Below are 21,218 nucleotides of genomic sequence, written 5' to 3' on the forward strand. Positions count from 1 at the left end.
GCGGGGGAGTCCCCCCCGCGCGGCCGGCGCTTCCGGCGCTTCCGGGTCAGAGCCAGCCGTTACGGCGGAACCAGCGGTACAGGAAGAAGGACAGCGCCAGGTTGACGGCCCAGACACCCGGGTAGCCGTACGTCCACTTCAGCTCGGGCATGTTCTCGAAGTTCATGCCGTAGATGCCGGCGATGGCCGTCCAGACCGCGCCGATCGCGGCCCACGCGGCGATCTTGCGCATGTCGTTGTTCTGCTCGACGGTGACCTGGGCCAGCCGCGCCTGGAGGATCGAGTTGAGCAGGTCGTCGTAGGAGTTGACCTGCTCGACGGTGCGGGTGAGGTGGTCCTGGACGTCGCGGAAGTACCGCCGGATCTCCTTGGGCACGTCCCGGTTGATCTGGGAGGTGAGGCTCGACATGGGCCGCTGGAGCGGCACCACCGCCCGCTTGAACTCCACCAGCTCCCGCTTCATCTGGTAGATCCGCTGGACCCGCCCGGTGCCGGCCCGGTCGAAGACGTCGGCCTCCAGCACGTCCAGGTCGTCCTCGATCTGGTCGGACACCTCCAGGTAGAGGTCCACCACCCGGTCGGTGATCGCGTACGCGACCGCCCACGGTCCGTGCAGCAGCAGCTCCCGCTTGGCCTCCAGGTCGGCCCGGACCGGGGCGAGCCGGCAAGCGTCGCCGTGCCGGACACTGATCAGGAACTTCGGGCCGATGAAGAGCATCACCTGACCGGTCTCGACCACCTCGGAGGTTTCGGTCAGCTCGGTGTGCTCGCAGTACCGGGCGGTCCGCAGCACCAGGAAGGCGACCTCGCCGAACCGCTCCAGCTTGGGTCGCTGCTCGGCCTTCACCGCGTCCTCGACGGCCAGCTCGTGCAGGCCGTACGTGTCGGCGATGGCGGTCATCTCGGCCAGCTCCGGCTCGTGCAGCCCGAGCCAGACGAACCCCTGCGGTTCGCGGGCGGCGGCGGCCAGGGCGTCGGTGTACGTCCACTCGCCCGGCTGCCGCACCCCCTCGACGTAGAGCGCGCAGTCGACCACCGAGCTGCGCCGGGGATCGACCGGCTCGGTGGCGTCCCGGGGCGAGCCGTCGGCGTTGAGGATGCGGGTCATCGCCCGCACCGGCGCCGCCCACGCCCGGGGCCGGAGCACCCGCCCGCCGTCCTGCGGTGTGGAGTTCCCCCGCTGCACCCGGTCGCTCATCTCACCCCTCCCCTCGCTGGCCGCGGCTTGCAGGTTACGCCGGGCCGCCAGGTTCGGCCGGACGGGACGTGAGCCCCGCCACTGAAAGGGAGCGCGGGAGACGAGAGGTGGCGCCGGGCGGGCCGGGCCGCGTCAGGGGGGTGAGGGGCGACACGGCCCACCCGGCGCCTCGGGGGCGGGGGGTGATGCTGCGGGCGTCGCCCGGGCGCGGTCGGCCGACCGGCGTGACCCGGAGTGACGCTCGCAGCATTGTGCGGCCGTGGGCCGCCCCGAGGGAAGCCCCCCGGGACGGCCGATCTCGTCGAACCGCGGAAAGATCAGCCGCGGACGGCCGCCATGGCGGCGGCCAGCCGTCGCACGCCCTCGTCGATCCGGTCGGCGGTGACCGCCGAGAACGCCAGCCGGAGGGCGTGCCGCCCGCCGTCGACCATGAAGTCGCTCCCCTTCACCACGGCCACGCCCCGCTCGGCGGCGGCCGGGGCGAGCCGGTCCACGTCCACGTCCTCGGGCAGCTCGACCCAGAGGAAGTAGCCGCCGTCGGGCTCGACGAAGCTCGCCTCCGGGATGTGCCGGCGCAGCGACTCGGCCAGCACCCCGGCCCGCTCGCCGAGCGCCCGGCTGACCGTCTGGACCGACCGGGTGATGTCACCGGAGACGCAGAACTGGTGCACGATCGCCTCGGAGACCATGCCCGGCGAGATGTAGAGGTTGGTGGCCTTCTTGGCGATGTCGGCGATCAGGCCGGCCGGGCCGACCAGGTAGCCGACCCGTACGCCCGGGCAGACGGTCTTGGTGAAGCTGGAGGCGTGCACCACCACGTCGCGGGTGTCCAGGGAGAGCATCGACGGCAGCGGCTCGCCCCGGAACCGGATGTCGGCGTACGGGTCGTCCTCGAAGATCGTGAACTCGTACTCGGCGGCCAGGTCGAGCAGCTCGCGGCGCTTCTCCAGGGAGAGGGTGACGCCGGCCGGGTTCTGGTAGTTGGGGATGACGTGGGCCAGCCGGGGGCGCACCCCGGACTCCAGCAGCTTGCGCAGCTCGGCGGTGTCCAGGCCGTCCGGCTGGATGGTCACCCCGTGCACCTCACCGCCCATCTTCTGCAGGTTGAGCAGCGTCCGGTCGTACGTCGGGCGCTCCACCACCACCGCGTCACCGCGACGGACCAGGTGGTCGAAGAGGAACGCGTCGGCCTGCAGGGAGCCGTTGGTGATCAGCACCTGGTCCGCCTCGACGCCGTGCTTGTCGGCGATCCACTTCCGCAGGGGCGGGTAGCCGACGGAGGTGCCGTAGGCGGTCACCCCGGCGGGGTCGGCGTCGAAGGCGCGGACGGCGGCGGCCTTGAGCCCCTCGACATCCACGATGTCCAGCGAGGGAGCTCCACGGGCGAACGAGATCAGCTGCTCGGCGGTCATGCGCACGAGCCTAGGGCCTGCCCCCGGCGCTCCGACCGGCATACACGCCAAGTTCAACAGGTGGGCGGCCCCACACCGGCCGGAACCGAGCGGCGGTCACGTTCCGGCCGGTCGCCGACGGGTCAGCGGACCGCCAGCCGCTGCTCCGACCAGACCCGCATCAGGTCGCGTACCGAGATCACGCCGGCCACCTCGCGGCCGTCCAGCACCACCAGGTGCCGGAACCCGCCGCGGGCCATCGCCGCGGCCGCCTCCTCCACCGTCCAGTCCGGACCGGCGTAGACGACGTCCCAGCTCACGTGCGCCCGGGTACGTTCGGTGTCGCAGTCCAGGTCCGATCCGATGGCGTTGAGCACGTCACGTTCGGTCATGATGCCGATCCCCTCGGACTCGGGATCGATCACCACCGCGGAGCCCACCCGGCGGGCCGCCATCATCCGGGCCGCCTGGCGGAGCGTGTGCTCCGGGCCGACGACGAGTACCTCGTGGGACATCGCTTCGCGAACCTGCATCACGCATCACCTCTTCGTCGAGGGTGGCACCGCTGATGACATGGTGGGGCCTCGATGCGTACCGGGACAAGAGCGCGCGCCGCACGGCGGCGGGATTCCGCACGTCTCGCTACTGTCGTTGTCGTGCCCACCGAGCCTCTCCGCTGCGCAGGCGCGCTGATCGACCGGTCGGTGAGCCAGGACGTCGAGCTGGCGCCGCACCGGTTCGCCGGGCTGGTCGCGCCGGCGATCGACCGGACCTTCGTCGCCGGCATGCTCGCCGGCCGCGACGGCGGCGGCGCGGAGCTGAGCCAGCGGTACGGCGGCCCGGCCGCCACCGGCCTGCTGATCGAGTTCCGCACCCGGCTGGCCACGCCCGGTGGGACGGTCGACGGGCCGGGCTTCGCCGCCGTCACCCGCTACCGGGAGCCGGCGGTGTCCCAGCGGACGCTGGACAAGCACGTCGCGCACGGCATGATCACCCGCCGGGCGGACGGCGGGTTCACCGCCACCGAACGCGGCGCCGGATTCCTGACCGAGATCTACCAGGTGCACGCCGAGGTCACCGAGGAGCTCTGGGCCGGGCACGACGACCGGGTGTCCCGCCTGGTCGAGACGTGCGGTCGGCTGCTGGCGTACGCGCTGCTGCTGGCCGGGGAGCCGGACGCCGAACCGGGACCGGCCTTCGCCACCATGGCCCCGCCGTACGAGCCGGAGGGGTTGCCCGACGGGGTGCTGCTGCTCAACCGGTTGGGCACGCTCGGTTACCACCGGGCCGATGCGCACGCCGCCGCGTGGACCGCCGCCGGGCACACCGCCACCAGCGTCGCCGGCCTGCCGCCGGGGCCGGAACGGCGGGCGATCGAGCTGGAGACCGACCGGCGGGCCGCCGGCCCGTACGCGGTGCTGACCGCCGAGGAACGGCTGGCGATGCTCGCCGACCTGGCCGCGCTGCCCGGTTGAGGGCGGCCGGCCCACCGCCCTCGCTGCCCGGTTGCGCTCAGCACGGATCCCGGCCGGAGCTATCCTCCACCGGTGACCCGGACCCGGACGAACAGGAGTTCCGCATGATCGGGATGGTGCTCGCGGCCGGTGCGGGGCGTCGGCTGCGCCCGTACACCGACACCCTGCCGAAGGCCCTGGTGCCGGTGGACGGTGAGATCACCATCCTGGACATCGCGCTGCGCAACCTCGCCGAGGTCGGGCTCACCGAGGTGGTGATCGTCGTCGGGTACGCCGCGGACGCGGTCCGGGACCGCCAGGCCGACCTGGAGAAGAAGTACGGCGTGACGCTCACGCTCGTGCACAACGACAAGGCCGAGGAGTGGAACAACGCGTACTCGCTCTGGCTGGCCCGGGAGCACTTCGCCCGGGGTGTGCTGCTGGTCAACGGCGACACCGTGCACCCGGTGAGCGTGGAGAAGACCCTGCTGGCCGAGCGCGGCCCGGGCATCCTGCTCGCCGTCGACACCATCAAGCCGCTGGCCGAGGAGGAGATGAAGACCACCTTCGACGCCGCCGGCCAGCTCACCCGGATCACCAAGCTGATGGACCCGGGCGAGGCGTACGGGGAGTACATCGGCGCGACGCTGATCGAGCCGCAGGTGGCCGGCCCGCTCGCCGACGCGCTGGAGGCGACCTGGCGGCGCGACCCGAACCTCTACTACGAGGACGGCTACCAGGAGTTCGCCGACCGCGGTGGTGAGGTGCGGGCGGCGCCGATCGGCGACGTGTCCTGGGTCGAGGTCGACAACCACGCGGACCTGGCCCGGGCGCGGGAGATCGCGTGCCACTACTAGCCCGGACGGTCAACACCCCGCTGACGATCGAGGTCCGGCGGGGTGCCGTCGCGGACCTCGGTCCTCTCCTCGCCGATCGTCGGATCTCCGCCGGGGGCAACGTGGCGGTGGTCGTCGGCCCCGGTCAGGGCGAGAAGATCGTGGAGCTGTGTCGTCCGTTGCTCGGCTCCGCCGACGTGTTCACCGTCGCCGGGGGCACCATCGACGCCGCGAACGAACTCGGCGACCGACTGCGCCGCCGCCAGTACGACGCCGTGGTAGGCATCGGTGGTGGTAAGACCATCGACACCACCAAGTACGCCGCGACCCGGTACGGCATGCCGATGGTGACCGTCGCGACCAGCCTGGCCAACGACGGGATCGCGTCCCCGACCGCCTCGCTCGACCATGAGGGCGGCAAGGGCTCCTACGGCGTGCACATCCCGATCGCGGTGATCGTCGACCTGGACTTCGTGGAGAGCGGTCCGGACCGGCAGACCCAGGCGGGCATCGGCGACGCGGTGAGCAACCTGAACGCGTGCGCCGACTGGGAGCTGGCCCACGAGGTGCGCGGCGAGCCGATCGACGGGCTGGCGATGACGCTGGCTCGGACCGGCGCCGAGGCGCTGGTCAACCACCCGGGCAAGATCACCGACGACGCCTTCCTGACCACCTTGGCCGAGGCGCTGATTCTCGGCGGGATCGCCAGCTCGGTGCACGGGTCGACCCGCCCGGTCAGTGGCGGTGACCACGAGATCTCGCACGCGATCGACAAGCTTTACCCGGGCACGGGCTCACACGGCGAGCAGGTCGGGCTCGGGGCCCTCTTCTGCACCTTCCTGCGCGGCGACACCGAACGCTTCGGCCAGCTCGCCCGCTGCCTGCACCGGCACGGCCTGGCGACGACGCCGGCGGACCTGGGGTTGACCGACGAGCAGTTCGTCGAGGCGGTGCAGTTCGCGCCAGCCACCCGGCCGGACCGCTACACGATCCTCGAACACCTGGCCCTGTCGCCTACCGGGACGCGGGAGCGGCTGGCAGACTACGCCGGTGCAATCCGCGACCAGCGTGGCTGAGGCCCGTCCCACCGTCGCCGACTTCCACCGGGTGAACCGGGGCGGCGGCCTGTTCAGCGAGTCGGTCAGCCAGTGGCTCGGCGCGGTCTTCGCGCTGGTCGCCCAGCGCCTCGGGTTGCGCCCGACCGCGCTGACCCTCACCAACCTGGTGCTCGGCCTGGCCGCCTCGGTGACCGTGGTGGCGCTCGCCCCGAAGGTCGCCGCCGGTGACGTACCGGCCTGGGTGGTCGGGCTGGTCGCGCTGGTCGGCTGGCAGGTGGCGTACGCGCTGGACTGCGCGGACGGGCAGCTCGCCCGGGTGACCGGCACCGGCAGCGCGGCGGGCGCCCGGGTCGACGTGCTCTGTGACGTGGCCGCCCAGATCGCCCTGGTGGCAGCCCTGTCGGCGACCGCCGTGGCGCAGCGACCGTCCACGCCGACCTGGCTGGTCGCGGTCTTCGCCGGCACCTGGATGGTCAACCTGGTCACCTCGGTGATGCAGGCCGGCCCGAACGCCGCCAGCATGGTCACCTCGACCAGCGTGCCCGTACGCCTGGCGAAGCTGGTCCGCGACTACGGCGCGGTGATCTTCGTGGCCGGCCTGGTCCTGATCTTCGCCCCGGCGCTGACCTTCTGGGTGATCGTGGCGTTCACCGTCGTCAACGGCGGCTTTCTGCTGGCCAGCATCGCCTTCTCCGCCCGCGCCTCGCTGTAGGGAGGGGTCGCCTCAGCCGGTGCCGGGAGCCGCGACCGGCAAGCCCACCGGACCACGGCCCGGTGGTGGTCACCACGGGCGAGGGCCGCGGCGTCAGCGTGGAGCACGGCCCCTTCCGGTTCGCCTTCAACGACCTCTTCACGTTCCGCGACGGCCTGATCGCCCGCGTCGACTCCTACCTCGTCCCGCTCCCCTGACGCGCCCCGCTCTCCCCACGCCGCACGGCCCCAAGATCGCGCTCGATCGTGGAAGTAGTGGCATCGGAGCCTGGACGAGGCCACTACTTCCAGGATTCAGTGTGACCTTGGGCGGGCCCGGCGGCGCGCCGTCACCGGGAGCGCCCGTCAGCAGGCGGAACGCCGCCCTCAGGGGCGGGCGACGTCGGCGTAGATGTCGAGGAGGCGCCTGGTGACCACGTCGGGGTGGAAGGTGCGCTCATAGCGGGCCCGGGCCGCCGGGGCGAGCGCCGCGGCGCCGGCCCGGGCGACCGGCAGCGCGGCGGCCAGCGCCGACGCCTCCGGCGCCACCACCCAGCCCGCCTCGCCCGTCTCCACCCCGACCGGCAGGGCCGGGCCGGGGGCGCCGGCGGCGGGGGCCGAGGCGACCTCGGCGGGGCCGGTGCCGGCGGGCTCGCGGGGGGCGTCCGCGCCGACCAGGTACGGGATGCCGCCGAGCGCGGTGCCGAGCACCGGCCGGCCACTGGCCAGCGCCTCGATGATCACCGTGGGCAGCACGTCGTGCCAGGTCGACGTCGCCAGCACCACGGCGGAGGCGTCGATCGCGGCGCGTACCCCGGCGCGGTCGAGCTGGCCCAGGTACGTCACGTCGGCGCGCTCGGCGGCGGCCGCCTCGACCAGCGGTCGCAGCTCGCCGTCGCCGGCGACCCGCAGCTGGCCCAGCGCACCGACCGGGTGCCGCCGCCACGCCTCCAGCAGCAGGTCCAGCCCCTTCTCCGGGCTGAGCCGGGCCATGAAGAGGAAACCGTCACCGAGTGGCGCCGGGACGCCCGGGTCGGGAACGGCGTTCGGCTTGACCACGATCCGCTCGTCCGGGACGCCGTAGTCGCGCAGGTGGTCGGCGACCGCGCTGGTCAGCGCGATGAACCGGTCCACCGACTTCCAGGTGGGGCGGTGCACCGCCAGGGTGGTGGCCATCAGGGCGCTCTGCGCCCGGGAGCCCCGGTAGCAGCGGTGCACGATCGCCGGCACGCCCAGCGTCCGGCCCCGGCAGTCCTGGCAGATCACCCCGTCCCGGAAGTACAGCCCGGAGGAGCAGACCTGCCGGTAGTTGTGCACGGTCTGCACCACCGGCACGCCGTGCCGGTGCGCGGTCCGCACCACCCAGGGCGAGAGCAGCGGGTACGGGTTGTGCAGGTGCAGCACGTCCGGCCGGTGCTCGTCGAGCAGGCGGCCGAGATCCTGCTGGGCCTTCGGCGCCCAGATCGGTGAGATCGGCAGCAGCGCCTTGGCCGCCTTCGACATCGACGGGATCTCGTCGGAGCTACGCAGGAACGGCAGCACCTCCACCCCGGCCGCGGTGAGCTGGGCGATCTCCGCGTCGACGATGGTGTTCTCGCCGGACGGCTGAGCCTCCCGATACCGGTTGTGCGCCACCACGATTCTCACGGGAAAGAAGGCTACCGTTGTACGGTGCCCGAACTACCGGAGGTGGAAGCGCTCGCCGGTTACCTGCGCGAGCGGGCGGTGGGCCGGCGTGTCGAACGCCTCGAGGTCGCCGCGATCAGCGCGCTGAAGACGTACGACCCGCCGCCCGGCGCGGTGTCCGGTCGTACGGTGACCGGTGCCGGCCGGCACGGCAAGTTCCTCGACGTGATCTTCGACGGGGACCTGCACCTGCTGGTGCACCTGGCCCGGGCCGGCTGGCTGCACTATCGGGAGTCGTTCCCGTCGACCACCCCGCTGCGCCCCGGCAAGGGCCCGATCGCCGTCCGGGTCCGCCTCGACGACGGTTCCGGCTTCGACCTGACCGAGGCGGGCACCCAGAAGAAGCTCGCCGCCTACCTGGTGACCGATCCGGCCCTGGTGCCCGGGGTGGCCAAGCTGGGTCCGGACGCGCTCGCCGCCGACCTGGCCACCTTCGCCGAGCGGATCCGCAGCCGGCGCGGTCAGGTGAAGGGAGCGCTGACCGACCAGGCGGTGCTGGCCGGGGTCGGCAACGCGTACTCCGACGAGATCCTGCACACGGCGAAGCTGTCGCCGTTCGCGATCACCGACCGGCTCTCCGACGACCAGATGGCCGCGCTGCACACGGCGACCCGGCAGGTGCTCGGCGACGCGGTCGCCCGTTCGGCCGGGCAGCGGGCGGCGGAGCTGAAGGGCGAGAAGCGCTCGGGCCTGCGGGTCCATGCCCGGACCGGGCTGCCCTGTCCGGTCTGTGGCGACACGGTGCGGGAGGTCTCGTTCGCCGACTCCAGCCTCCAGTACTGCCCCACCTGCCAGACGGGTGGCAAGCCGCTCGCTGACCGTCGGTTGTCCCGACTCGTACGGTGAGTAACGACACCCTCCCGTCACGCAGAGGTATCGCCCCGCCCGGGGCGAAGCTGCCCATCCGCACCCCTGGCGGACCCACCATCCATCGGTATAGTGGCTCGGTCCCCGGCTTCCAGAAATGCGCGGAGCCGGCCGGTTCCCAGGCAGACGACGGCGTGGACGACGTCCTTCGGGACGTCGGCCCGGGCCGGGGTCGGCGTGGGAGACTGGAACGGTGGGCGACCCGTGTCCTCACGGCGAGTGAGCGGCGCGAGTCATGCGGGAGGACATGGGTGAGGTGACGACAAGCCTCCAGCGCCCGGGAACCTACACAGGCCGGAGCAAAGAAGTGCGGCACGTCGACAGCTTCGAGATCCAGCCGCCGACACCGCCGTCGCACAACGGCGTGCCCCGGTCAGCGTGGGCCCGGGCCCGTCGTCGGGTGTCCCGTTGGCACCGCCCCTACATCGCCGCGCTGCTGCTGCTCGACTTCGCGGCGGCCGCGCTGGCGAGCTACATCTCGATCCAGAGCTTCGACCAGGCGGCCTCCGGCTTCTACGGCGTCAAGGACGACCCGACCTGGTTCTACACGGTCGCGTTCCTGCTGCTGCCGCTCGGCTGGGTGGTCATCCTCTGGGGCAACCGGGCGTACGACCGGCGCTACCTGGGACTCGGCCCGGACGAGTACAAGCGGGTCATCCGGGGCGGGGTGGCGGTCGCCGCGACCGTCTCCTTCCTGGCCTTCGCCACCGTGACGCAGCTGTCCCGGTGGACGGTCGGCACAGCCCTGCTCGGGGCCCTGCTGCTGATCCTGTTCGAGCGGATGGTCGCCCGGCTGGTGCTGCACCTGCTCCGCCGGCGGGTCGGTCAGGCCGGGCACCGGATGGTGCTGGTCGGCACTTTGCCCGAGTGCCTGGACGTCTACACCGCGGTGACCCGCAACCCGGGCGCCGGGCTGGTGCCGGTGGCCATCCAGATCACCGACGGCTACGCCGCCGCCCGCGGCATGCGGACGCCCGTCCCGGTCTACGCCGGCCGGGACGTGCTCGCCCTGGTCCGCGAGGTCGGCGGGGACACCATCGCGGTCTGCGGCTCGGCCAGCGCCGAGCCGGGCGAGCTGCGCCGGCTGGCCTGGCAGTTGGAGGGCTCCGGCGTCGACCTGATCGTCGCCCCGCAGCTCACCGACATCGCCGGCCCACGGGTGCACATCCGCCCCATCGAGGGCCTGCCGCTGCTCTACGTCGAGGAGCCGACCCTGTCCGGGCCGGCGCTGCTGGCCAAGAACGTGATGGACAAGGTCGCCGCCGGGCTGGGCCTGCTGCTGCTGGTCCCGCTCTTCGTCGCCGTCGCCGTGGCGATCCGCCTCTCCGACCCGGGCCCGGTCTTCTTCCGGCAGCCCCGGGTCGGCCACGAGGGGCGTACGTTCCGGGTCTGGAAGTTCCGGACGATGTACTGCGACGCCGAGGAGCGGCTGGCCGGCCTGGTCGACCAGAACGAGACCGACGGCCTGCTGTTCAAGATGAAGCAGGACCCGCGGGTCTTCCCGGTGGGCCGCTTCCTGCGCGCCTCGTCGCTGGACGAGCTGCCCCAGCTGATCAACGTGCTCTGGGGGGAGATGTCGCTGGTCGGGCCGCGTCCGCTCCCCGCCGACGACGGTGACTTCCTGGGCGACGTGCGGCGCCGGCTGCTGGTCCGGCCCGGCATCACCGGCCTGTGGCAGGTCTCCGGCCGCTCCGACCTGTCCTGGGACGAGGCGGTCCGGCTGGATCTCTACTACGTCGACAACTGGTCGCTGGCGTACGACCTGAGCATTCTGTGGCGCACGGTGGGCGTGGTGCTGGCCCGCAAGGGCGCGTACTAGCGCTCGGGGCCGCCACCGGCCAGGATTCGCCGCATGGGTGGCAACCTCTCCGCCGTGCTCGGTGTCGTGTCGCTGGTGACCGCGCTGGCCGCCGCGCTCTGGGCCGTGCTGCGGCTGCGCGGCCGGCGGGGGATCGCCACCGCCACCCAGCGGGCCACCTACGAGGTGCTGCACACCGCCGGTCTGGCCGCCGAGCCGCTGCGCGCCGGGTTGAGCCCCACCGGGGCGGCGAAGGCCGTACGCCATCTGCGGGCCCTGGTGGGGGCGGCCGGGCTGGCGCTGACGGACCGGGACCAGCTGCTCGCCCTCGACGGAGGCGGCGCGCACCACGGCGACCAGCTGGTCGCGGCGGCCCGGCGGGCGGTGGCCAGCGGGCGGTCGACGGTGCTGCGCGAGTCGGAACTGGACTGCGACCTGGTCGACTGCCCGGTACGCGGGGCGGTGGTCGCGCCGCTGAGCGCGGAGGGCCGGGTGGTCGGGGCGCTGGTCGCGGTCGCCGACGAACGCCCCGCGCCCGGGCTGGTGCAGGCCACCCTGGAGACCGCCCACTGGGCCGGCGACCAGCTCGCCCTGGCCGAGCTGGACTCGTCCCGGGAGCGGCTGGCCCGGGCGGAGGTACGCGCGCTGCGCGCCCAGATCAGCCCGCACTTCATCTACAACGCGCTGACCGCGATCGGCTCGTTCGTCCGGACCGACCCGGACCGGGCCCGCGAGCTGATCCTGGAGTTCGCCGAGTTCACCCGGTACTCGTTCCGCTCGCACGGCGAGTTCACCACCCTCGCCGAGGAGCTGCGCTCGATCGACCGCTACCTCACCATCGAGCGGGCCCGGTTCGGCGACCGGTTGCAGGTGCGCCTGCAGATCGCCCCGGAGGTGCTGCCCGTGACCCTGCCCTTCCTCTGCCTGCAACCGTTGGTCGAGAACGCCGTCCGGCACGGGTTGTCCCGCAAGCCCGGCACCGGCATGGTGAGCATCGAGGCCCGGGACGCGGGCGCCGAATGCCACATCACGGTGGAGGACGACGGAGTGGGCATGGATCCGACCACGCTGACCGCCGGGATCGCCGAGCTGGCCGGCGCCGGCAGCGACCCCGCCGACGACCCGGGCCAGCACGTCGGTCTCTCCAACGTCGACGAGCGGCTCCGGTCGGCCTTCGGCGACCGGTTCGGCCTGGTCGTCGAGACCGGCCTCGGCTCGGGTACGAAGGTGAGCATGCGGGTGCCGAAGTTCCACCCGGGCGTACGGGCCGGATCGTGAGCGAGCGCAGCGAGCGAACGGGGTCGGCACAGTGAACGCCTCCGGTTTCCTCCGAGTGCTCGCCGTCGACGACGAGCCGCCGGCGCTGGACGAGCTGGCGTACCACCTGCGGGCCGACCCGCGGGTGGCCCGGCTGCACACCGCCGGGGACGCCACCGAGGCGCTGCGGGTGCTCCGCGACGCCGACGTGGACGTGGTCTTCCTGGACATCCGGATGCCCGGGCTGGACGGGATGGAGCTGGCCCGGGTGCTGCGCCGGTTCGCCCGGCCGCCCGCGATCGTCTTCGTCACCGCGTACGACGACGGGGCGGTGGACGCCTTCGACCTGGGCGCCACCGACTACGTCCGCAAGCCGGTACGCGCCGAACGGCTCGCCGAGTCGCTGCGCCGGGTGATCGGCTCCCGGGTGGTGCCGTCGCACCCGGCGGCGCTGGCCCGGGCGGAGGAGGACCCGACCATCCCGGTCGAGCTGGCCGGCACCACCCGGATGCTGCCCCGCTCGGCGGTGCGTTGGGTGGAGGCGCAGGGCGACTACGCCCGACTGCACACCGCCGACGGCTCACACCTGGTCCGGGTCTCCCTGGCCACGCTCGCCGAACGCTGGGCGGACGCCGGTTTCGTGCGGATCCACCGGTCCTACCTCGTGCAGTTGAAGCTGATCGCGGAGCTGCGGCTGGCCAACTCCGGCTACGTGGTGGTCATCGACGGCACCGAGCTGCCGGTGAGCCGCCGGCACACCCGCGAGCTGAAGGACAAGCTGGTCCGGGCGGCCAAACAGGACTGGAACCGCTGACCCGTCGCCGGTCAGGCGGCCGCGGCGCTCGGCACGTAGGCGTCGGCGGCGTGCAACGGCACGTAGTGGTCGAAGAAGAGGGTCCGGACCAGCTCCACCCGGCCACCCACCCCGAACGCCCGGAACAGCGCCAGCATGCCCTGCTGCGCGTCGTACGCGGAGATGCCCAGCTCCCGGGCGATCTGGCCGGTGTTGCGGCCGCGCACCACGGCGCCGAGCAGCCGCCACTGCGCGGCGGACAGCCCTCGGGCCCGGGAGACGAACTCGCTGACCTGGTGTGGCCGGATCCGCTGCACGGTGACGGCCACGTCGGTGTCCCGTTCGGCGGCATGGAAGGCCAGCCAGCGGCCGTCGTGCCGGGCCCCGGCAGCCGGGCCGACCAGGCCGGAGAGCCGTCCCCGCGCCACCGCCGCACCGACCCGGTCCAGCTCCGCGGTGTCGAGCAGCGCCCGGGCGTCGTCGCTCATGTCGAAGAGCCGGCCGTCCCGGGAGACGGTCAGCGAACCGGCCACCGGCCGGCGAGGCGGCGCGGGCGGCGGCTCGGCCACGGGCGGTCGGGCGGCCCGGCCCAACCGGGGCCGCAGCAGCCGGCCACCGCGCGGGGCCGGCGAATCGGCCGGCACCTCGACGGGCGGCTCCGGCTCGGGCTCGCCCCGAAGCAGGGTCTGCCGCAGCGCCGCTCCGAGCGGCCGGCCGGCGGGGGCGAGCTGGGCGACGTCGTCGTCGGTGAACCGGCCGCCGACCCGGTAGAGCAGCAGCGTGCCCCAGGCGCCCTCGCTGTCGTAGCAGGTCAGGCGCAGCTCGTCGGAGAATCCGCGGGGCCGCAGCACGTGCCGGAAGCGGCGGCTGGTGGCCGGATCGCCCTGGCTGACGGCGTGCAGGGTGCCGATCCGGGGCCCCTCGGCCAGCTCGGCGATCCGCAGCACGTCCTCCTGGCCGTACTCGTTGGCGAAGAGTTCCTGCTCGAAGCGCTCGTCGTCCGGACCGCCGTCGACCACACAGGACGCCCACATCAGCGTCACCGGGTCCAGCACCGCCCAGATCGCCAGGTCGAAGCCGACCGCGCCGCGCAGCAGCAGGCTGGCCTGCCGGCGCAGGTCGACGTGGTCCAGGGTGAGGTCGAGATGGTTGCCCAGCCGCGCCACGTACGGCTCACCGGACCCGACCGGCAGCCCCGCCAGCGGGTCGGTGCGGACCGCCGCCCGACCGCGGTCCGGCCCGCCACCGGCGTCCGGACCGGCGTCGTCGCCGTCAACCAGCTCCTCGGCGAGTTCCAGCGGCACCCGGATGCCTGCCGCGTGGGCCAGGGTGACCGCCACCTCGGCGCTGGCCGGCCGCTTCGCCGGCTTCTTCGCCAGGCAGCGGTGCACCAGGTCGACCACCACCGGTGGCACCCCGGGCAGCCGGGGCAGCGGCGCCGGCTCCAGATAGACATGCGCGGTGAGCATCCGGGTGGCGGTCTCGGCCGGCCACGGCGCCCGGCCGGCGAGCAGCCGGTAGAGGATCAGGGCGAGCGCGTAGACGTCACTGGCGGCGACCACCGGGTCGTCGGAGAGCCGCTCCGGCGCCAGGTAGGCAGCGGTGCCGAGCAGCTGCCCGCTGGCCTCCTCGACCTGGCCGACCGCGGCGGCGAGCCCGAAGTCGACGACCCGGGCGCCGTTGGCGGTCAGCATCACGTTGGCGGGCTTCACGTCCCGGTGCACCAGGCCCTGGGCGTGGGCGGCGGCGAGCGCGGAGGCGATCTCGGCGCAGATCCGCAGGGCCGACTCCACCGAGACCGGGCCACGCCTGAGCCGCTGGGCCAGCGTGCGCCCCGGCAACAGCTCCATCACCACGAACGGCACCGGGTCACCGGCGTCGGAGACCGACTCGCCGTAGTCGTAGACACCGCCGACGTGCGGATGGGAGAGCCGGGCCGCGGCGCGCGCCTCGGCGAGCACCCGCCGTCGGGCGACCGGGTCCTCGGCGTACTGCCCGCTGAGGACCTTCACCGCGACATCCCGGTCCAGCACCCGGTCGTGGGCCCGCCACACCACGCCCATGCCACCGGACCCGATCTGGTCGATCAGCCGGTACCGGTCCGCCAGGATCTCTTCTCCCCCCACCGGCACAGTCTGCCTGGTCCGCGACACATCGGCCCGGCGACGACCACCCCTTCCGGTGACCGATCCCCGACTCAGCGTGGGGATTTATGTTCATCACCCCCTCCAGCGGGGGACACTCCCGGCGATCGGCGTTCACCCGGTCGCCGTACGCCCGAGGAAGGGGATGCGCCGGTGCCGAAGCTGTTCACCGTGCACGCCCGGACCCGTACCCACCTGCTGGTCCGGCAGGCCGTCGCCGCCCTGCCCCAGGTGGAGCTGGTGGGCAGCAGCGGCACCGCCGGGGAGGCGGTACGGGTCCTCGGCACGCTGGCACCGGACGCGCTGACCGTCGACGTGCGGCTGCCCGACGGCGACGGGATCGACCTAGCCGTCCGGCTGCGCGACCTGCGACCGCAGCTGCGGGTGGTGCTCTTCGGGCCGGCCAGCGACACCCTGCTGCGCCGGGCGGTGGCGGCCGGGATGCCGGCGTACCTGCCGGTGCATCCGGAGGCGGGGCAGGTGGGCACCGCCCTGCGGGACTGCCTGGCGGGCCGGACCAGCTACCCGGCCCGGTTCCTGGCCGGCGCGCTGCGCCGTGATCCGCCGGCCCGGCTGAGCCCCCGGGAACGGGAGGTCGCCGCGCTGGTCGGTGACGGGGTGCCGGCCGCCGAGGTGGCGGTTCTGCTGGGGATCAGCGAGTCGGCGGTCCGGACCTACCTGGCGCGGGCCCGGGCCAAGACCGCCCACGAGGGCCGGCACGGCTGACCTGGGCGGGCTGCGGCCGCCTCAGGGGGCCAGGGCGTCGAGCATGCGGAGCAGGCCCGGGCCGAGCACCACCACGAAGAGCGCCGGGAAGATGCAGAAGATCATCGGAAAGAGGATCTTCACCGGGATCTTCTGGGCCAGCTCCTCGGCCCGCTGCCGGCGTCGCAGCCGCATCTCGGCGGCCTGCTGGCGCAGCACGCCGGCCACCGGTACGCCCAGTGTGGTGGCCTGCACGGTCGCCGACGCGAACGACTTCAGCTCGGCGACGCTGCTGCGGGCCGCCATCTCCCGCAGCGCGTCCACCCGCGGCCGGCCGATCCGCATCTCGTGCAGCACCCGGGCGAACTCGCCGACCATCGGCCCCCGGCCGTTGCGGACCACCTGCGCCAGCGCCGCCTCGAAGCCGAGCCCGGCCTCCACGGTCACCACCAGCGTCTCCAGGATGTCCGGCAGGGTGCGCCGGATCTCCTCCTGCCGTTCCTGGGCGAGGTGCGCCACCAGCAGGTCGGGGGCGAAGAACCCGACGACCGCGCCGGCCACCACCCAGACCACCACGCCGAGCGGCCCGCCGAACAGCAGCGCCAGCAGCAGACCCACCGCGGCGCCCACGAACAACAGCAGTCCCTTGTACGCGAGCAGCGCGTCCATGCCCAGCCAGCCGGGATTGCCGGCCCGGTCCAACCGGCGGCCGAGCCCGGCGAACATCCCGGCCGGGGTCAGCCGGCCACCCAGCTCACCGGCGCGCCCGAGCAGCGGACCAGGTCCGGGCGCGGGTGGCCCGTCCGGCGACCCGGCGACCCGGTAACCGCGGTCGGCGGCGGCCAGCGTCCGGGCCACCGCGCCACGTTCCCGGGCGGCGAAGAGGCCGACCAGGGCGGCGACCAGGGCAAGGAACATCGCGCCCAGCCCCACCAGCAGCATCGGGTCCACGCGCTACACCTCGACCTTCACCCAGCGGGACATCCAGAACGCCCCGACCAGCATCAGCACGGCGGCCCCGACGAGCATGACCAGCCCGGCGGGGGTGGTCCAGAGCGGGCTCAGGTACTCCCGCCGGACCAGCAGCATCCAGCCGGCCAGCACGATCGGCAACGCCACCAGGATGTACGCGGACAGCCGCCCCTCCGCCGACAGCGCCCGTACGTGCCGACGCAGCCGGTCCCGTTCCCGCAGCGTCTCCACCGTGGTCTCCAGCACCTCGGCCAGGTTGCCGCCGGTGTCCCGCTGGATCCGCACCGCCATCACCACCCACGCCAGGTCGTCGTTGCCCACCCGGGCCGCCGCCCGGTCCAGCGCGTCGTCCAGGTCGGAGCCGAGCCGGACCTCCGCCATCGCCCGACCCAGCTCGACGGTGAGCGGGCCGGGCGCGGAGTCCCGGACCACCCCGTCGATCGACTGGGCCAGCGAGAAGCCGGACCGCAGCGACCCGACGACCAGGTGCAGGGCGTCGGGGAGCTGGTCGGCGAAGGAGCGGCGGCGACGATCCTCGCGGAGCCGGCGGTACAGCAGGGTGCCGAGCCAGCCCAGCAGCGCCCCGGCCAGCGCACCGAGGAAGCCCGCGAGCAGCCCGAGGAGCACCGCGCCGAGGACCACGACGGTGCCGCGTACGGCGGTCCACTCGGCGGGCCGGATGGTCATCCCGGCGCGGTCCAGCCGCTGGGCGATCCGTTCCTCCCGGCCGCCGCCGCGGACCACCCGCTCGGAGAGGCCCAGCACGGCGTGGGTGAGGCCGTTCTCCGGTCGGGCCGGCTCCCCGCCGTCCGCGCGTGGGCCCCGGGTCGCCGGCCGGAACCGCTCGACCTGCTCGATCCGGCCGCGCCGCACCGACCTGCCCGTCCCGGTCACGGTCAGCAGCACCGCCAGCAGCAGGGCGACGAAGATCAGCACGGCGAGCAGGGTGGGTCGCGGCACCGGCAGGCCGGCCAGGGTCGGGGCGGCGGACGTGGTGTCCGGTGCGGCGGCGAAGCGTACCGGCACCTCGGTGCGGGCACCGGCGGCGGTGACGGTCAACGCCGCCGTCGTACCGGCCAGTTCGGGCGGGACGGTGACCGTGACGACCACCCGCCGGGGGTATCCGGTGGCCACGGCCCGCAGCGCCCCGCTCAGCCCGGCGGCCCCGTCGACCGTACGCACGGCGCCACCCGACCCGCGGGCCATCCCGCCCAGCGGCGTGCCGGCCGGGTCACCCCCGAGGGCGACCAGGTCGACCGGGGAACCGGGCGGTACGGCGACCGGCCCGGCCGCTGCGACCTGCCGGCCGCCCGCCACCACCAGCAGCCGGCTGCCCGGCCCACCCGGCCCGAGCGCCACCGCGGCCCGCAGCCCGGCTCCGAGCGCGTCCCCGCCACCGGCCCGTAGGCCGGAGACGGCGGTCCGCAGCGCGGTCCGGTCCCGGGTCGGACGCAGCACCACGGCAGGCTCGCCACCGGTGGTGACCAGCCCGACGGCCACGTCGGCGGGGACGGCGTCGGCCAGGGCGAGCAGCCCCGATCGGGTGGCCCGCATCGGCGCGCCCGCCATGCCGGCGGCGGTGTCGACCACCACGACCGTGGAGCGGTCGGCCGCCTCGGCGGGCCCGACGGTGGCGGGCAGCAGCCAGCCGTCCCGGGTGACGGTGATCCGGTTCGCGACCGCCTCGGGCACGTCGGCCAGGAGGCGCACCTCACCGGGCTTCACCTCGGCGACGGTCACCGGCAGCGCGTCGGCCCGGGCGGGGGCCGCCGGGAGGAGCAGCACGCCGAGCAGGACGGCCAGGACCGCGCCGGTCCGACGGGTCACCACGGTCGGCCGCCGAACATCCCGGGGGGCAGCGGCACGCCGGCGTCGGCGAGGGTGTCGAGCAGCCTCGGGCGCAGCCCGGTCCAGCGTTGCGTCCCCTGGTGCCGGCCGTTCTCGTCCTGCCCGGCCCGGTGGTCGAAGACGAAGAGGTCCTGCATGGTGACCACGTCACCCTCCATGCCGAGCACCTCGGTCACGTGGGTGACCCGCCGGGTGCCGTCCCGCAACCGGCTCTGGTGCACGATCACGTCGACGGCGGAGGCGACCTGTTCCCGGATCGCCCGGACCGGCAGCTCCAGGCCGGCCATCAGCGACATGGTCTCCAGCCGGGCGATCGAGTCGCGAGGGCTGTTGGCGTGCACAGTGGTGAGGGACCCGTTGTGGCCGGTGTTCATCGCCTGGAGCAGGTCCAGGGCGGCGCCGTCGCGCACCTCGCCGATGACGATCCGGTCGGGGCGCATCCGCAGCGCGTTGCGGACCAGGTCCCGGACGGTGATCTCGCCCCGGCCCTCGATGTTCGGCGGCCGGGACTCCAGCCGCAGCACGTGGTTCTGCCGCAGCTGGAGCTCCGCCGCGTCCTCGATGGTGACGATCCGCTCGTCCGGCGGCAGGAAGCCGGAGAGCACGTTCAGCGTGGTGGTCTTGCCGGATCCGGTGCCGCCGCTGATCAGCACGTCCAGCCGGCCGCGTACGCAGGCGTGCAGGAACTGCGCGATCTCCGGGGTGAAGGTGCCGAAGCCGATCAGGTCGTCGACGGTGAGCGCCTCGCGGGCGAACTTGCGGATGGTCAGCATCGACCCGTCCAGCGCGACCGGCGGCAGGACCACGTTGACCCGGCTGCCGTCGGGGAGCCGGGCATCCACCATCGGGCTGGACTCGTCGACCCGGCGGCCCACCCGGGAGACGATCCGGTCGATCACCCGGCGCAGGTGGTGCTCGTCCACGAAGGTCGCATCGACCTGCTGGATCCGGCCGAAGCGTTCCACGAAGATCTGGTCCGGGCCGTTGACCATGATCTCGGTGACGTCCGGGTCGCGCAGCAGCGGCTCGACCGGTCCGTGGCCGAGGATCTCGTCGAGCAGCTCGGCGGCGATCCGGGCCGGGTCGGCGACGGCCAGCGGGGAGTCGTTGCGGGCCAGCACGTCGGCGATCGTGTCCCGCACCTTCTGTTCCAGGACGGCGTCGGCGGTGCGGTTGTCGTACAGCTGGGGGCCGAGGATGTCGAGCAGCTCCCGGTGGACGCGCAGCCGCAGCGCCGCGGCGCCGGAGCCACCGGCGAGCGGGACGGTGATCGCGCCGGAGGTCCGACCGACCCGGCCGCTGTCGCCGGCCTGCCGCTGCGCCAGCCGGTCGGAGAGGCTCATCGGTTGACCGCCCGGCCGAGCCGGTCGCGCAGCCCGCGCCCGCCGCGGGCGGGACGGGACTGGTCGGCGATCTGCTGCTGGGCCAGCTCCCGCACGGCCCGGCTCACCGGGTGGGTCGGTTTGTCCAGCACGATGGGCACTCCGCGGTTGATCGAGATGGGCACGTCGCGACTCGACGGGATGTGCGCGGCGGTCGGCGTACGCAGCACCCGGTCCACGTCGGCGGCGGTCAGCCCGACCCGGGCGTCGCTGCGGTTGAGCACCACCAGCCGGGCCTCCTGGCGCAGGCCGAGCAGGTCGAGCATGTCCATGGCGACCCGCAGGTTCTTCAACGCGGGCACGTCGGGCGTGGCGACCAGCACCTGCACGTCGGAGACGTCGAGCGCGGCGAGCACCGCCTCGGAGAAGGCCGGGGGCGTGTCCACCACGACGTAGTCGAACATCGTGCGGACCGCGGCCAGCAACTGACTCGCCAGCTCCCGGCCGATCCGCTCGGCGTCGGTGGGGCTGACCGGCGCGAGCAGCGTCTGCACCCCCGCCTTGTAGGGGGTGAGCAGTGCCCGGACCAGCGTGTCGTCGACGTGTTCGGCGTTCAGCGCGTCGCCGATGCCGCGCTCCGGCACCAGCTGGAGCATGATCCCCACGTCGCCGAAGGCGAGGTCCAGGTCGACCAGGCAGACGGTGTGCCGGCCGCCGTCGGCCAGCGCCACCGCGAGGTTGGTGGCGAGGGTGGACTTGCCGCAACCGCCCTTGGCCGAGAAGACGGTCACCACCCGGGCCACCGGCTCGTCCGCCTGGTCCGCCGGGACCGCGCCGCGCAGGCGTCGGGACACCTCCCGCGACCGGGCGCAGGCGGCCCGCACGGCCGCGGTGTCCCGAGCGTCTACCACGTCGCGTACGCCGGCGCGCAGCGCCCGCCCCAGGGTGTCCACGTCCAGTTGCTCGCGCAACAGCAGTACGCCCAGCGCCGGTCGGGTGAGCCGGTGCCGGTCGGCGAACTCGAGCGCGGTCCGGGCGTCGGTGCCGGGACCGAAGAGCAGCAGCGGCTCGACGTGCTGGTCGGCCAGGATCCGCTCGGCGTCCTCCAGCCGGCTGACGGTGAGCACGCCGGGGCCGAGCTGGGCGGCGAGGTGGCCGCTCCAGCGGCGGTCGGGTTCGAAGAGGATGGTCATCGCCGG

19 protein-coding genes are annotated in these 21,218 nt (G+C 73.9%); 10 read left to right on the forward strand and 9 right to left on the reverse strand.

Annotated features, from left to right (window positions below; all coding sequences use genetic code 11):
• Window positions 1-46: 46 nt before the first annotated feature.
• The 3 genes from corA to GA0074704_RS02165 all read right to left on the reverse strand — a co-directional run bounded on the left by corA (window position 47) and on the right by GA0074704_RS02165 (window position 3,122).
• Window positions 47-1,198 (reverse strand): magnesium/cobalt transporter CorA, encoded by a 1,152-nt coding sequence (corA, locus tag GA0074704_RS02155; RefSeq protein WP_088968935.1) that lies wholly within the window; start codon window positions 1,196-1,198, stop codon window positions 47-49.
• Window positions 1,199-1,515: 317 nt separating this feature from the next.
• Window positions 1,516-2,610 (reverse strand): aminotransferase-like domain-containing protein, encoded by a 1,095-nt coding sequence (locus GA0074704_RS02160; protein WP_088968936.1) that lies wholly within the window; start codon window positions 2,608-2,610, stop codon window positions 1,516-1,518.
• Between the two features lie 122 nt (window positions 2,611-2,732).
• Entirely contained in the window at window positions 2,733-3,122 is a 390-nt protein-coding gene (locus GA0074704_RS02165; RefSeq protein WP_088968937.1) for a CBS domain-containing protein, read from the reverse strand.
• A 123-nt stretch (window positions 3,123-3,245) separates the two neighbouring features.
• On the opposite strand from GA0074704_RS02165, the gene GA0074704_RS02170 reads away from it, so the two are divergent.
• The 5 genes from GA0074704_RS02170 to GA0074704_RS29615 all read left to right on the forward strand — a co-directional run bounded on the left by GA0074704_RS02170 (window position 3,246) and on the right by GA0074704_RS29615 (window position 6,846).
• Window positions 3,246-4,064 (forward strand): hypothetical protein, encoded by an 819-nt coding sequence (locus GA0074704_RS02170; RefSeq protein ID WP_231926734.1) that lies wholly within the window; start codon window positions 3,246-3,248, stop codon window positions 4,062-4,064.
• A 104-nt stretch (window positions 4,065-4,168) separates the two neighbouring features.
• Complete coding sequence (locus GA0074704_RS02175; RefSeq protein WP_088968938.1) at window positions 4,169-4,900, forward strand: phosphocholine cytidylyltransferase family protein; 732 nt, start codon at window positions 4,169-4,171, stop codon at window positions 4,898-4,900.
• A complete protein-coding gene (locus GA0074704_RS02180) occupies window positions 4,888-5,955 on the forward strand; it encodes an iron-containing alcohol dehydrogenase family protein (RefSeq protein ID WP_088968939.1) in 1,068 nt (355 codons plus the stop codon). The genes GA0074704_RS02175 and GA0074704_RS02180 overlap by 13 nt, the downstream gene beginning before the upstream one ends.
• Window positions 5,930-6,649, forward strand: coding sequence for a CDP-alcohol phosphatidyltransferase family protein (locus tag GA0074704_RS02185; RefSeq protein ID WP_088968940.1), 720 nt, complete (start codon window positions 5,930-5,932; stop codon window positions 6,647-6,649). Before GA0074704_RS02180 ends, GA0074704_RS02185 begins: the two co-directional genes overlap by 26 nt.
• 62 nt (window positions 6,650-6,711) lie before the next feature.
• A complete protein-coding gene (locus tag GA0074704_RS29615) occupies window positions 6,712-6,846 on the forward strand; it encodes a nuclear transport factor 2-like protein (protein ID WP_269458912.1) in 135 nt (44 codons plus the stop codon).
• Window positions 6,847-7,014: 168 nt separating this feature from the next.
• On the opposite strand, the gene GA0074704_RS02190 is transcribed toward GA0074704_RS29615, so the two are convergent.
• On the reverse strand, window positions 7,015-8,274 hold the full coding sequence (locus GA0074704_RS02190; protein WP_088968941.1) for a glycosyltransferase: 1,260 nt from the start codon (window positions 8,272-8,274) through the stop codon (window positions 7,015-7,017).
• Window positions 8,275-8,298: 24 nt separating this feature from the next.
• Here GA0074704_RS02190 and GA0074704_RS02195 point away from each other — a divergent pair, with 24 nt between their 5' ends.
• From GA0074704_RS02195 to GA0074704_RS02210, 4 genes are all read left to right on the forward strand, one after another.
• Complete coding sequence (locus GA0074704_RS02195) at window positions 8,299-9,159, forward strand: Fpg/Nei family DNA glycosylase (protein WP_088968942.1); 861 nt, start codon at window positions 8,299-8,301, stop codon at window positions 9,157-9,159.
• 268 nt (window positions 9,160-9,427) lie between these two features.
• Window positions 9,428-10,999, forward strand: coding sequence for a sugar transferase (locus GA0074704_RS02200; RefSeq protein WP_172880851.1), 1,572 nt, complete (start codon window positions 9,428-9,430; stop codon window positions 10,997-10,999).
• Window positions 11,000-11,032: 33 nt separating this feature from the next.
• Window positions 11,033-12,256, forward strand: coding sequence for a sensor histidine kinase (locus GA0074704_RS02205; protein ID WP_088968944.1), 1,224 nt, complete (start codon window positions 11,033-11,035; stop codon window positions 12,254-12,256).
• Window positions 12,257-12,287: 31 nt separating this feature from the next.
• Window positions 12,288-13,049, forward strand: a complete 762-nt coding sequence (locus GA0074704_RS02210; protein WP_088968945.1) for a LytR/AlgR family response regulator transcription factor — start codon at window positions 12,288-12,290, stop codon at window positions 13,047-13,049.
• Window positions 13,050-13,060: 11 nt separating this feature from the next.
• On the opposite strand, the gene GA0074704_RS29145 is transcribed toward GA0074704_RS02210, so the two are convergent.
• Window positions 13,061-15,154: a protein kinase domain-containing protein gene (locus tag GA0074704_RS29145; protein WP_231926735.1), complete on the reverse strand. Its 2,094-nt coding sequence runs from the start codon at window positions 15,152-15,154 to the stop codon at window positions 13,061-13,063.
• A gap of 171 nt (window positions 15,155-15,325) precedes the next feature.
• Between GA0074704_RS29145 and GA0074704_RS28995 the strand changes: the two genes are divergently transcribed.
• Entirely contained in the window at window positions 15,326-15,898 is a 573-nt protein-coding gene (locus tag GA0074704_RS28995) for a sigma factor-like helix-turn-helix DNA-binding protein (protein WP_172880353.1), read from the forward strand.
• A gap of 21 nt (window positions 15,899-15,919) precedes the next feature.
• Here GA0074704_RS28995 and GA0074704_RS02225 read toward each other — a convergent pair whose 3' ends face one another.
• Genes GA0074704_RS02225 through GA0074704_RS02240 form a run of 4 tightly spaced genes read right to left on the reverse strand, consistent with a single transcriptional unit; the run spans window position 15,920 to window position 21,212 of the window.
• A complete protein-coding gene (locus GA0074704_RS02225) occupies window positions 15,920-16,819 on the reverse strand; it encodes a type II secretion system F family protein (RefSeq protein ID WP_231926862.1) in 900 nt (299 codons plus the stop codon).
• A gap of 12 nt (window positions 16,820-16,831) precedes the next feature.
• The gene (locus tag GA0074704_RS02230; RefSeq protein ID WP_157743577.1) at window positions 16,832-18,676 is read right to left on the reverse strand and encodes a type II secretion system F family protein; all 1,845 of its coding nucleotides are present in this window, start codon (window positions 18,674-18,676) and stop codon (window positions 16,832-16,834) included.
• Complete coding sequence (locus GA0074704_RS02235; RefSeq protein ID WP_088968948.1) at window positions 18,673-20,040, reverse strand: CpaF family protein; 1,368 nt, start codon at window positions 20,038-20,040, stop codon at window positions 18,673-18,675. Before GA0074704_RS02235 ends, GA0074704_RS02230 begins: the two co-directional genes overlap by 4 nt.
• Complete coding sequence (locus GA0074704_RS02240; protein ID WP_088968949.1) at window positions 20,037-21,212, reverse strand: AAA family ATPase; 1,176 nt, start codon at window positions 21,210-21,212, stop codon at window positions 20,037-20,039. The genes GA0074704_RS02235 and GA0074704_RS02240 overlap by 4 nt, the downstream gene beginning before the upstream one ends.
• Window positions 21,213-21,218 lie beyond the last annotated feature (6 nt).

Origin of the sequence: Micromonospora siamensis (assembly GCF_900090305.1) — a bacterium.
GTDB lineage: Bacteria > Actinomycetota > Actinomycetes > Mycobacteriales > Micromonosporaceae > Micromonospora > Micromonospora siamensis.